The following is a 12198-nucleotide window of genomic DNA, read 5'->3' as shown; positions in this document are numbered from 1 at the left end:
CCTGGCCGCCCGCGCGGGGGGCCGGCACCGGGGCGGGGGCGGGGTGACCGCCCGCGCCGGAGGCGTGCGCCGGAGCGGCCTGGCCGGCGGCGCCGGGTGGAGGCGCGGGGGCGGGGTGGCGCGGCGCGGGAGCGGCCTGACCGGTGACATCGGGCGAAGGCACGGGGGTGGTCTGGCCGACGGCGCCGGGGGCAGGCGCCGAAGCGGGGGCCGGGGCGGTCCGGCCGGCGGCGGCGGGCGGAGGCGCCGAAGCGGGGGCCGGAGCAGCGTGGCGCGGCGCGGGAGGAGGGGCCGGGGCGGCGGGTTCCGGCGCGGCCGGGGGCGGCGGGGTGCGCCAGGCGGCGGGGAGCGGGGGCGGCGTGGTGGGGCGGGGGGGAAGGGGGGCACGGTGTGCCTCGGTGCTCATCCGCCCCCCTGTTCGTGCTTCACCCGGCCTGTTGCCCCGCGACGCACGATCGCCTTTCGGGGCAGGTCCGTTCGTGTCCTCACCGCGTGGGCGTCACTCTACGGGCTGGTGCGGGCCGGGTGGGAATCAGTCCCCGGGCCCGCGGGACTCCCCGTGGGGACTCGTAGGGACTCGTGGGGATCTGACCGGATGATGATTCCTCTACCCAGTGGTGATCCGCTCTGGCAAGCTCTGGCCATGACACCGCGCGCTGCCGACCGGGCCAGGTACGACCGGGCCACCGCCCATCTCGACGCCCCCCTCGCCGTCGTCGACCTGGAGGCGTTCGACGCCAACGCCGCCGACCTGGTCCGCCGCGCGGCGGGCAAGCCGATCCGGGTGGCGAGCAAGTCCGTACGCTGCCGGGCGCTGCTGGAACGGGTGCTGGCGCGGGACGGGTTCGCGGGGCTCATGTCGTTCACGCTGGCCGAGTCGCTGTGGCTCGCCCGGTCGGGGTTCGAGGATGTGCTGCTCGCTTATCCGTCGGCGGACCGCGCGGCGTTCGCCGAGCTGGCCGGGGACGCGAAGCTGGCCGCCGCCGTGACCGTGATGGTCGACGATCCGGCGCAGCTGGAGCTGATCGACCGGGCCAGGGAGGGCGGCCGGGAGGAGATCCGGGTCTGTCTGGAGCTGGACACGTCGTTGCGGATGCTCGGGGGCCGCGTCCGGATAGGCGCGCTGCGGTCGCCGCTGCGCGAGCCCGCCCAACTGGCCGAGCTGGCCCGGTCGGTGGTCCGCCGGCCCGGCTTCCGGCTGGTGGGCGTCATGGCGTACGAGGGACATGTGGCCGGGGTCGGGGACGCGGTCGCGGGGCGGCCGGTGCGTTCCCGGGCGATCAGGGTGATGCAGGGGGCGGCGCGCAGGGAACTGGCGGTGCGGCGGGCGGCCGTCGTACGGGCGGTGCGGGCCGTGGCGCCGGACCTGGAGTTCGTCAACGGCGGCGGCACCGGCAGCGTCCAGCACACCGCCGCGGAGCGCGCGGTGACCGAGATCGCGGCGGGTTCCGGGCTGTACGTACCGCGCCTCTTCGACCACTACACCTCGTTCACCGGCCGGCCGGCCGCGCTCTTCGCGCAGCCCGTCGTGCGCAGGCCCGGCGTGGGTGTGGTGACGGTGCTCGGTGGCGGCTACCCCGCTTCGGGGGCCGCGGGCCCCGACCGGGTGCCCGTCCCGTACCTCCCGGAGGGGCTGCGGTACGACCCGCGGGAGGGGGCCGGGGAGGTGCAGACACCGCTGCTCGGCTCGCCCGCCGACGACCTGCTGATCGGCGACAAGGTGTGGTTCCGGCACGCGAAGGCGGGCGAGATGTGCGAGCGGTTCGACGCGCTTCGTCTGATCGAGGGCAACGCGGTGACGGCGACCGTACCGACGTACCGGGGCGAGGGCCGCGCGTTCTTGTAGGGCGGAGGCCGGGACGAGGTCATCGGCCCGGCCTCCGCCCTTCGGTTCAGACAGGGGTCACGTACGCGCCCGCGATGCCTCCGTCGACCAGGAAGTCGGTGGCGTTGACGAACGACGAGTCGTCGCTGGCCAGGAAGGCCACCGCCGCCGCGATCTCGTCCGCCTCCGCGAAGCGTCCGACCGGGATGTGCACGAGCCGGCGCGCCGCCCGCTCCGGGTCCTTGGCGAACAGTTCCTGGAGGAGGGGCGTGTTGACCGGGCCCGGGCAGAGCGCGTTCACACGGATGCCCTCGCGGGCGAACTGCACGCCGAGTTCGCGCGACATGGCGAGGACGCCGCCCTTGGACGCCGTGTACGAGATCTGGGAGGTGGCCGCGCCCATGATCGCGACGAACGACGCGGTGTTGATGATGGAACCGCGGCCCTGGCGCCGCATGTAGGGGATGGCGGCCTTGCAGCAGAGGTAGACGGAGGTGAGGTTGACGTCCTGGACGCGCTTCCACGCCTCCAGGCCCGTGGTCAGGATCGAGTCGTCGTCGGGCGGCGAGATGCCGGCGTTGTTGAAGGCGATGTCGACCGAGCCGTAGGTGTCGTACGCCGTCTTGAACAGCGCCTCGACCTGCTCGGCGTCGGTGACGTCGACCTGTACGAACGTGCCGCCCACCTCCTCGGCCGCGGCCCTGCCCGCGCTCTCGTCGATGTCGCCGCAGACGACCCGCGCGCCCTCGGAGGCCAGGCGGCGCGCGGTCGCGAGACCGATGCCGCTGCCGGCGCCGGTGATGACGGCGGTACGTCCGGCCAGGCGGCGGCAGACGGCGGAGCCGGCCGCGGCGCTGTCAACGGTGTCGGTCATGGTCTCAGGCCTCCGTGCTGATGAAGACGTTCTTGGTTTCGGTGAAAGCGGCGAGGGCGTCGGGGCCCAGCTCGCGGCCGAGCCCCGACTGCTCGTAGCCGCCGAAGGGGGTCGAGTAGCGGACGCTGCTGTGGGAGTTGACGGACAGGTTGCCCGCCCGGACTCCCTGGGAGACGCGCAGGGCGCGGCCCACGTCCCGGGTCCAGATGGAGCCGGACAGGCCGTAGTCGGTGGCGTTGGCGAGGCGGACCGCGTCGGCCTCGTCGTCGAAGGGGAGGACGACGGCGACGGGGCCGAAGACCTCCTCCGTCGCGGCGGGCGCGTCCGGGCCGAGGCCCGTGAGGACGGTCGGCGCGAACCAGAAGCCGGGGCCTTCGGGCGCGTTGCCGCGGATCGCCGCCGCGCCCTCGGGGACGTACGAACGGACCCGCTCCAGCTGGGACCTGGAGATCAGCGGGCCCATCTGGGTCCTGGCGTCCGACGGGTCGCCGACCACCACGCTCTCGACGGCGGGCGCGAGCAGCTCCAGGAAACGGTCGTACACCGTGCGCTGGACGAGGATGCGCGTACGGGCGCAGCAGTCCTGGCCGGAGTTGTCCAGGAAGGACATGGGGGTGGCGGCGACGGCGGCCTCGAGGTCGGCGTCGGCGAAGACGATGTTGGGGCTCTTGCCGCCGAGTTCGAGGGTCACGCGCTTCACCCGGTCGGCGCACTTGGCCATGATCTGCTTGCCGACGCGGGTGGAGCCGGTGAAGACGATCTTCGCCACGCCGGGGTGCTCGACCAGGGCGTCGCCCGCGACGGCGCCCTCTCCCGGCAGGACCTGGAAGAGGCCGTCGGGGAGTCCGGCTTCGAGGGCGAGTGCGGCGAGGCGCAGGGCGGTGAGCGGGGTCGTCTCGGCGGGTTTGAGGACGACGGCGTTGCCGGCGGCGAGCGCGGGGGCCGTGCCCCAGGCGGCGATCGGCATGGGGAAGTTCCAGGGTGCGATGACCCCGATCACGCCTAGCGGTTCGAGGAGGGTGATGTCGAGGCCGCCCGCGACGGGGATCTGGCGGCCGCTGAGGCGTTCCACTCCCCCGGCGGCGAAGTCGAGCAGGTCACGTACGTTGCCCGCCTCCCAGCGGGCGTTGCCGAGGGTGTGGCCGGCCTCACGGACCTCCAGGCGGGCGAGTTCCTCGATGTGTTCGTCGACGGTGGCGGCGAAGCGGCGCAGGAGGCGGGCGCGGTCGGCGGGGGCGGCGGCCGACCAGGTGCGCTGCGCCGCGGCGGCCCGTACGACCGCCGCGTCGACGTCGGCGGCGGTGGAGGCCGCGACGGTGGCGACGACCTCTTCGGTGGCCGGGTTCAGGATCCGGTGTTCGAGGGGGAAGGAGGACAAGGCGGGCCTCACAGGCGTTCGAAGGAGCGGCGGAGCTCCCAGTCGGTCACCGCGGAGTCGAACGCCTCGAGTTCGACCCGCGCCATGTTGCGGTAGTGCGCGACGACCTCGTCGCCGAAGGCGGCCCGGGCGATGGGGCTGTTCTCCCACAGCCCGGCGGCCTCGCGCAGCGACGTGGGCACGTGTTCGTACGCGCCGGTGTACGCGTTGCCCGTGCAGGGGCCGGGGAGTTCGAGCTTGTGCTCGATGCCGTACAGGCCGGCCGCGACCAGGCCGGCGACCGCGAGGTGCGGGTTGACGTCACCGCCGGGGAGCCGGTTCTCGAAGCGCATCGAGCGGCCGTGGCCGACCACGCGCAGCGAGCAGGTGCGGTTGTCGTGGCCCCAGGCGACGGCGGTCGGGGCGAAGGAGCCGGGCTGGAAGCGCTTGTAGGAATTGATGTTGGGGGCGTAGAGGAGCGAGAAGTCGCGGAGGGCGGCCAGCTGGCCGGCGAGGAAGTGGCGCATGACGGAGGACATCCCGTCGGGGGCGTCGTCGTCCGCCATGACGTTGCGGCCGTCCGCGTCCTGCAGGGAGAGGTGGATGTGGCAGGAGTTGCCTTCGCGCTCGTTGTACTTCGCCATGAAGGTGAGCGAGACGCCCTCCTGGGCCGCGATCTCCTTGGCGCCGGTCTTGTAGACGGCGTGCTGGTCGCAGGTGACGAGGGCTTCGTCGTACTTGAAGACGATCTCGTGCTGGCCCGGATTGCACTCGCCCTTGGCGGACTCGACGGTCAGGCCCGCCGCGGTCATCTCGTTGCGGATGCGGCGCAGGAGGGGCTCGATGCGGCCGGTGCCGAGGACCGAGTAGTCGATGTTGTACTGGTTCGCCGGTACGAGGTCCTGGTAGCCGCGGTCCCAGGCCTGCTCGTAACTGTCCTTGAAGACGATGAATTCGAGCTCGGTGCCGACGTGCGCGGTGTAGCCGAGTCCGGCGAGGCGCTCCAGTTGGCGGCGCAGGATCTGGCGGGGCGCGGCGACGACGGGGGAACCGTCGTTCCAGGCCAGGTCGGCGACGAGCAGGGCCGTTCCGTCGTTCCAGGGGACGCGGCGCAGCGTGGAGAGGTCGGGGTGCATGGCGAAGTCGCCGTAGCCGCGGTCCCAGGAGGCCATCGCGTACCCGTCGGCGGTGTTCATCTCGGTGTCGACGGCGAGGAGGTAGTTGCAGCCTTCGGTGCCGTGGTCCAGGACGTCGTCGAGGAAGAACCGGGCGGCGAACCGCTTGCCCTGGAGACGCCCCTGCATGTCGGGGAAGGCCAGGACGACTGTGTCGATCTCACCGCTCGCCACGAGGGCGCGGAGCTCCTCGAGGGAGAGCGGGGGTGTGCGGTCTGCCACGGAAATTTCCTCCTTCGGTCAGCCGGAAGCCATAAGGTATTGCTGAAGACCATTGCTTGGGAAGGGGGAACCGCACGTGGCGGACGGAATCGGTTCGGTGGACCGCCTGACGCCCGTCCTGCGGCCCGTGCGGGCGGGGAACGGGTTCGAGGAGGCGCTGGAGCAGATCCTCCAGGTGCTGCGCCTGGGGCTGGTGCCCGTCGGGGAGCGGCTGCCCGCCGAGCGCGAGCTGGCCGACCGCCTGCGGATCAGCCGGGTCACGCTGCGCGAGGTCCTGAAGGTCCTCCAGGACCAGGGCCTCGTCGAGAGCAGGCGGGGCAGGTACGGCGGTACGTTCGTGCTGCCGCGCCCGGACGCCTCCGGGGAGGGCGAACTGCGCCGGCGGGTCGAGTCGGTCGACGTCGAGGACGCGCTGCGCTTCCGTGAGGTGCTGGAGGTGGGCGCGGCCGGGCTGTGCGCGGCGCACCGGCCGGCGGAGGACGGCGCGCGGCAGCTGCGGGCGGCGCTCGCCGCGACGCACGACGCGCCGCTGGCCGACTACCGCAGGCGGGACACCCTGCTGCACCTCACGCTCGCCGGACTGTCCGGATCGCCGTCCCTGGCCGCGCAGTACGCCGCCGTGCGGGCCACGGTCAACGGCCTGCTCGACTGCATCCCGCTGCTCGTACGGAACCTGGAACATTCGCAGCAGCAGCACACCGCGCTGGTCGAGGCGGTGCTCGACGGCGACGCGGACGGGGCCCGCGAGGTGATGCGCGAGCACTGCGCGGGCACGGCCGCCCTGCTGCGCGGCTTCCTCATGTGACGCCGGGGGCGGGAGATCCGCAACACCGGCTTCCCGCACAGGTCTTGCGCCGGGACCGGCCGCACCACAAAGGTATGGCATCCCACCATTGACCCGAGGCAGGAGCGGTTCATGGCCGACAGCACCGACTCGCGCACCCCACCACCGGCACCCGCGGCCCCGTCCGCCGACGCCGGTTATCTGCGACGGCGCACCCTGCGCCGCGGCAGCGCCGGCTGGCTGCTGCTCACCGGACTCGGCGTCGCGTACGTCGTCTCCGGCGACTTCTCCGGCTGGAACATCGGCCTGTCCGAGGGCGGCTTCGGCGGGCTCGCGATCGCCACCCTCCTGATGGGCGTGATGTACGCCTGCCTGGTCTTCGCACTCGCCGAGCTGTCCGCCGTCCTGCCCACGGCGGGCGGCGGTTACGGCTTCGCCCGGCGCGCGCTCGGCACCTGGGGCGGTTTCCTGACCGGCACCGCGATCCTCATCGAGTACATCCTGGCGCCCGCCGCGATCTCCATCTTCATCGGCGACTACGTCGAGTCGCTGGGCCTCTTCGGGCTCACCGCCGGCTGGCCGGTCTACCTGGCCTGCTTCGCCGTCTTCATCGGCATCCACCTGTGGGGCGTCGGTGAGGCGCTGCGCTTCAGCCTCGTCGTGACCGCGATCGCGGTGGCGGCGCTGCTGATCTTCGCGGCCGGCGCGTTCCCGGAGTTCAGCGCGGACGGTCTCGACGACATCCCGGTCGACAGGGAGGCGTTCGGCGCCAGCTCCTGGCTGCCGTTCGGACTGCTGGGCATCTGGGCCGCCTTCCCCTTCGGCATGTGGTTCTTCCTCGGCGTCGAGGGGGTGCCGCTGGCCGCCGAGGAGGCCAAGGACCCCGTGCGCTCCATGCCGCGCGCCCTGGCCACCTCCATGGCCGTCCTCGCGCTCCTCGCCCTGGTCACCTTCTTCGCGGCCACCGGCGCGCGCGGCGCGGCCGCCGTCCAGGACGCGGGCAACCCGCTGGTCGTGGCGCTCCAGGGCGACGGCGGTCCGACGCCGCTCAGCCGCTTCGTCAACTACGCGGGCCTGGCCGGGCTCGTCGCGTCGTTCTTCTCGCTCATCTACGCCGGGTCGCGCCAGCTCTTCGCGCTCTCACGGGCCGGTTACCTGCCCCGCTTCCTGTCGCTGACGAGTCGCCGCAAGGCCCCGTACCTCGGGCTGCTGATCCCCGGCGCGATCGGCTTCGCGCTGGCGGCGGGGACCGGGGACGGCGCCCGGATGCTGAACATCGCGGTCTTCGGCGCCACCATCTCGTACGCCCTGATGGCGCTCTCGCACATCGTGCTGCGCCGCCGCGAGCCCGGACTCCACCGGCCCTACCGCACGCCGGGTGGTGTTCTCACCTCGTCCGCGGCCTTCGTGCTGGCGCTGTCCGCGCTGGTGGCGACGTTCCTGGTGGACAAGGAAGCGGCGTTCATCGCACTGGGGGTGTACGCCGTCGCTCTCGCCTACTTCGCGCTCTACAGTCGGCACCGGCTGGTCGCCGCGGCTCCCGAGGAGGAGTTCGCCGCGCTCGCCGAGGCCGAGGCCGAACTGGAACGCGACCGGTCCTGAGCACGGCCGGCCCCGAGTACGACCGAACCTGAGCACGACCGAGCACGACCCGACCGGAGGATCTGTGTCCAAGCCGCTCATCGGCATCAGTACCTACCTGGAGCACGCCCGGTGGGGTGTCTGGGGCATGACCGCCGCACTGCTCCCGGCCGCCTACCCGCGCCTCGTGCAGGCGGCGGGCGGCCTCGCGGCGATGGTGCCGCCCGACGCGCCGTCGTGCGCCGCCGGTGTGGTGGCCCGCCTCGACGGCCTGGTCGTCGCGGGCGGCGCCGATGTCGAGCCCGTACGGTACGGAGCCGAGCCGGATGCCCGCACCGGGCCGCCGGCCCGGGAGCGGGACGCGTGGGAACTCGCCCTGATCGAGGCCGCTCTGGCGTCCGGTACGCCGCTGCTCGGCATCTGCCGGGGCATGCAGCTGCTGAACGTCGCACTCGGCGGCACGCTCGTCCAGCACCTGGACGGCCACACCGCGGGCCCCGGAGTCCTCGGCGAGCACGCGGTGGAGCCGGTGCCCGGGACCCGGTACGCGTCGGTGGTACCGGAGGAGAGCGGCGTACCGACGTACCACCACCAGGCGGTCGACCGGCTCGGCGACGGCCTGGTCGTGTCGGCGTACGCCGCCGACGGGACGCCGGAAGCCGTCGAACTGCCCGGCGGGCCCTGGGTGCTCGGCGTCCAGTGGCACCCGGAGATGGGCCACGACCTCCGGGTGATGGAGGCACTGGTGGCGGCCGCCGCCGGCCGGCTGTCGCTCCGTGAGCCGGAGCTGCGGGTCTGACGGCGGCGACGGACCTTCGCAGGGACGCGCACGTGAATCGGGCGGCAGAGCGCGGCCGTTGACGCACGGGGCTGCGGGGCGCCGCTTCCGGAGCGGTTGGCGCCCGGGGCTGCGGGGCGCGAATCCTGCGGCCATCGGCGTCCAGGGCCACGGGAGGCGCCTTCCGGGACCGTTGGCGCCCAGAGTGGCGGGGCGGGGCCTTCCGGGGCGCCCGGCCCTTTCTCCGGCCCGGCGGCCCCAGTGGCCCCGCCCCGCGGGTGAATGCCCCGGCCGGGCTCAGATGCGGCCGGCCAGCATGCGGCTGATCGGGCCCAGGCTGCGCTGTTCGACCTTGCGGCCCGCCATGAACGAGGCGGCGCCGATGGCCACCGCGCCCGCGCCGGCGCTCGCGATGACGGCCTTGCGCGCGTTGAGCAGCACCCATGCGGTGGACGCGGTCGACGCGACCTTGCCGGCCGTGGACTCCAGGGCCTGGCGGCTCACTTCGACTCCCTTGACGCCGGCCGCCTTCGCGGACCCGGCCACCTGCGCGGCCTTGCCCGTGACGTCGCCGGCGCCCGCCTTCGCGGCACCCGCGGCGTCCGTCGCCTTGCCGGCGGTGCCGGTGGCGGCGGTCTTGGCGGAACCGGCGGCGCCGGTGGCCTTTGCGGTGGCGCCGTTGGCCGTGCGGGCCGTGGTCGCCTTGGTCTTCGTGTTCTTGTCCTGTTCAGTCATGGCTCTCGGGTATCCGCTCACAGCCGTGACAAACGGTCAGCCCTTGCCCGGAGCGGGCCGCGCCAGCGCCAGCAGGTCCCGCGCGGGCCCCGTGGGCCGGGGGCCCGTCGGCCAGACCGCGCGCAGATCGCGACGCATCGGGACGCCCTCGACCGGGACTTCGACGAGGCGGCGGGAGGCCAGCTCCTCCCCCACGGCCAGCTCGCTGAGCACGCTGGGACCCGCGCCGCTGACGGCCGCCGCCTTCACCGCTGTGGTGGAGGCGAGTTCGAGGAGGGGTACGGCGAGGCCGCCGTACCCGGCGAGCGCCGCGTCCAGGACCTGCCGGGTGCCGGAACCCTGCTCGCGCAGGATGAGGGGGGCCTCGGCCAGTTCCCGCGCGCCCACCGCCCGGCGTCTGCGCGCCCAGGGGTGGGCCGGGGCCGTGACCACGATGAGCCGGTCGTGGCCGATGACGACGCCGTCGAGCCCGTCCGGTACCGCAAGGCCCTCCACGAATCCCAGGTCGGCCTCGCCGGTGAGCAACCGCTGCGCGACGGCGGCGGAGTTGCCGGCGAGCAGCGAGACCGCCGTACCGGGGCGCTGTCCGCGCAGCGCGATCAGCCAGCCCGGCAGCAGGTACTCGGCGATCGTCATGCTGGCCGCGACCCGCAGCCGCGAGTCCCGCCGGCCGCGCAGGGCCTGCGCCCCCGCGTCGAAGGCCTCGGCCGCCTCCACGACCCGGCGCGCCCAGTCGGTGACGAGCGTGCCCGCTTCGGTGAGGCGCGAGCCGCGCGGCGAGCGGTCGACGAGGGCGACACCGAGCTGCCGTTCCATGGAGCGGATACGGCTGCTCGCGGCGGGCTGGCTGATACCGAGCTCCCGTGCCGCGCGCCCCAGGCTGCCGAGCCGGGCGACGGCGAGCAGCAGCTCCATGGCCCCGAGGTCGGGCACCCGGTGGGCGAGCGGTGGTCTGCCGCCGGAGGCGGGGGCGTGAGCGCTCATAAGCTCAGTTTATGGCCTCATAGGCTTGTCGTCCCTGGTGGGGGCCGTACCGTACGGTCAGGGTGGGCGTATGGCCACCTGTGCGCAGCCGCGTCCCCTCCTCGCCGTCCCACGCCTGCCGGCCCTGCGCCACCTCGGCCCCAACTGGTACGCCACGGTGATGGGCACCGCCGTCGTCGCCAACGCCGGCGCCGCCCTGCCGCTCGCCGTCCCGGGCCTGCGCCCGGCCTGCACCCTCGTCTGGGGGGTGTCCGCAGTGCTGCTCGGTGCGCTGCTGGTCGCGCGCGCCGGCCACTGGGCGTACCACCGCGACCAGGCGGAGGCGCATCTCCTGGACCCCGCCGTCGCCCCCTTCCACGGCTGTCTGTCCATGGCGCTGCTCGCGGTCGGCGGCGCCACCGTGGCGGTCGGCGGGGACGTCGTCGGCGCCGGAGCCGCCCTGGCCGCCGGAGCGGCGCTGTGGTGCGTGGGGACGGCCGTCGGCCTGGCGGCCGCCGTCGTGATCCCGTATCTGATGGTCGTACGCCACCGGGTCGAGCCCGGCAGCGCCTCTCCCGTGTGGCTGCTGCCGGTGGTGGCACCGATGGTCTCGGCGGCGCTCGGCCCGCGGCTGATACCGCGTCTGCCCGAGGGGCAGTGGCGGGAGGCGATGCTGCTCGCCTGTTACGCGATGTTCGGACTCAGCCTGCTCGCCACGCTGCTGATACTGCCGCTGGTCTTCGCCCGCCTCCTCCACCACGGTCCGCTGCCGCTCGCGCTGACGCCGACGCTGTTCCTCGTCCTCGGCCCGCTCGGCCAGTCCACCACGGCGGTCGACTCGCTCGCGGACGTGGCCCCGGGTGCGATCGGAGCACCCTACGCCCGCGCGCTCGGCGCCTTCGCCGTGCTCTACGGCGTGCCCGTCATGGGCTTCGCGCTGCTGTGGCTGGCGCTCGCCGTGGCGATGGTGGTCAGGGCGGCCCGCGGCGGCATGCCGTTCACCATGACGTGGTGGGCGTTCACCTTCCCCGTCGGTACGTGCGTGACGGGCGCCGCCGGGCTCGCCCGCCACACCGGGCTCGACGCCCTCGGCTGGCTGGCGGCCGCCCTGTACGCGGCGCTCGTCGTCGCCTGGGCGGTGGCCGGAGTCCGCACGCTGCGCGGCCTGGTCAGCGGAGCGCTGCTCGCAGCACCCGGGGCGCCTCGGCCAACGACGGCCCGTACCAGGTGAGATGGCGCCCGCTGACGAGCGCGGCGGGCAGCCCGGGAAAGGCCTCGGGCCCGTCGTCGGCCGTGAAGCGGTAGGGCTCGTCCGGCAGGACGACCAAGTCGGCCCCGGACGCGCGCAGTTCGTCGAGGGGGACGCGCGGATAGCGCTCGGGGTGGCCGGCGTGGAGGTGGTCGACGCCGAGCCGGGCCAGCAGGTCCCCGGCGAAGGTGTCGCGGCCGAGGACCATCCAGGGCCTGCGCCAGACGGGCACGACCGCCTTTCGGCGCGGGGCCTCGGGGCGGACCGCGTCCCATGCCTCCCGCGCCGCGTCGAGCCAGGCGGGCCGGGCGCCCAGCCCGCAGCCGTCGACCAGTACGCGCTCCAGCTCGGCGAGGGCCCCGGGCAGGTCCCGGACCACGGTGACCATGACGGTGAGTCCGGCCTGCCGCAGGGCGGCGAGGTCGGGCTCGCGGTTCTCCTCCTCGTTGGCGACGACGAGGTCGGGGCGCAGTCGCAGGATCGCCTCGACGTCCGGGTTCTTGGTGCCGCCGATCCGTACGACGTCGAGGTCCGCCGGGTGGCCGCACCAGTCGGTCGCCCCGACGAGCAGACCGGGCGCGCTGACGGCCACGGCTTCCGTGAGGGACGGCACGAGGGAGACGACGCGCACGGGGGACGCTCTCCGTCAACCGTC

General features: G+C 74.1%; 11 protein-coding genes. 5 read left to right on the top strand and 6 right to left on the bottom strand.

Annotation, left to right across the window (positions count from 1 at the left end):
• The first annotated feature begins 643 nt into the window (after window positions 1-643).
• Window positions 644-1846, top strand: a complete 1203-nt coding sequence (locus ABD374_RS09515) for an amino acid deaminase/aldolase (RefSeq protein ID WP_344493415.1) — start codon at window positions 644-646, stop codon at window positions 1844-1846.
• A gap of 46 nt (window positions 1847-1892) precedes the next feature.
• On the opposite strand, the gene ABD374_RS09510 is transcribed toward ABD374_RS09515, so the two are convergent.
• The 3 genes from ABD374_RS09510 to ABD374_RS09500 are packed head-to-tail and all read right to left on the bottom strand — an operon-like array spanning window position 1893 to window position 5453.
• On the bottom strand, window positions 1893-2699 hold the full coding sequence (locus ABD374_RS09510) for a 3-oxoacyl-ACP reductase (protein WP_344493413.1): 807 nt from the start codon (window positions 2697-2699) through the stop codon (window positions 1893-1895).
• A gap of 4 nt (window positions 2700-2703) precedes the next feature.
• Window positions 2704-4077 (bottom strand): aldehyde dehydrogenase family protein, encoded by a 1374-nt coding sequence (locus ABD374_RS09505; protein WP_344493411.1) that lies wholly within the window; start codon window positions 4075-4077, stop codon window positions 2704-2706.
• 8 nt (window positions 4078-4085) lie between these two features.
• Window positions 4086-5453: a glutamine synthetase family protein gene (locus tag ABD374_RS09500; protein WP_344493409.1), complete on the bottom strand. Its 1368-nt coding sequence runs from the start codon at window positions 5451-5453 to the stop codon at window positions 4086-4088.
• 76 nt (window positions 5454-5529) lie between these two features.
• Between ABD374_RS09500 and ABD374_RS09495 the strand changes: the two genes are divergently transcribed.
• The 3 genes from ABD374_RS09495 (at window position 5530) to ABD374_RS09485 (ending at window position 8617) form a co-directional block, all read left to right on the top strand.
• A complete protein-coding gene (locus ABD374_RS09495) occupies window positions 5530-6258 on the top strand; it encodes a FadR/GntR family transcriptional regulator (RefSeq protein WP_344493407.1) in 729 nt (242 codons plus the stop codon).
• Window positions 6259-6369: 111 nt separating this feature from the next.
• On the top strand, window positions 6370-7839 hold the full coding sequence (gene eat / locus ABD374_RS09490) for an ethanolamine permease (RefSeq protein ID WP_344493405.1): 1470 nt from the start codon (window positions 6370-6372) through the stop codon (window positions 7837-7839).
• Window positions 7840-7903: 64 nt separating this feature from the next.
• Window positions 7904-8617: a gamma-glutamyl-gamma-aminobutyrate hydrolase family protein gene (locus ABD374_RS09485; RefSeq protein WP_344493403.1), complete on the top strand. Its 714-nt coding sequence runs from the start codon at window positions 7904-7906 to the stop codon at window positions 8615-8617.
• Window positions 8618-8893: 276 nt separating this feature from the next.
• Here ABD374_RS09485 and ABD374_RS09480 read toward each other — a convergent pair whose 3' ends face one another.
• Window positions 8894-9331, bottom strand: coding sequence for a hypothetical protein (locus tag ABD374_RS09480; RefSeq protein ID WP_344493401.1), 438 nt, complete (start codon window positions 9329-9331; stop codon window positions 8894-8896).
• A gap of 36 nt (window positions 9332-9367) precedes the next feature.
• Complete coding sequence (locus tag ABD374_RS09475; RefSeq protein ID WP_344493399.1) at window positions 9368-10315, bottom strand: LysR family transcriptional regulator; 948 nt, start codon at window positions 10313-10315, stop codon at window positions 9368-9370.
• 70 nt (window positions 10316-10385) lie between these two features.
• On the opposite strand from ABD374_RS09475, the gene ABD374_RS09470 reads away from it, so the two are divergent.
• A complete protein-coding gene (locus tag ABD374_RS09470; protein ID WP_344493397.1) occupies window positions 10386-11525 on the top strand; it encodes a TDT family transporter in 1140 nt (379 codons plus the stop codon).
• Here the strand turns inward: ABD374_RS09470 and ABD374_RS09465 are convergent.
• A complete protein-coding gene (locus ABD374_RS09465) occupies window positions 11464-12174 on the bottom strand; it encodes a helical backbone metal receptor (RefSeq protein WP_344493395.1) in 711 nt (236 codons plus the stop codon). The genes ABD374_RS09470 and ABD374_RS09465 overlap by 62 nt on opposite strands.
• Window positions 12175-12198 lie beyond the last annotated feature (24 nt).

Source organism: Streptomyces enissocaesilis (genome assembly GCF_039533765.1).
GTDB lineage: Bacteria > Actinomycetota > Actinomycetes > Streptomycetales > Streptomycetaceae > Streptomyces > Streptomyces enissocaesilis.
This window is presented reverse-complemented; position numbering and strand designations above follow the sequence as displayed.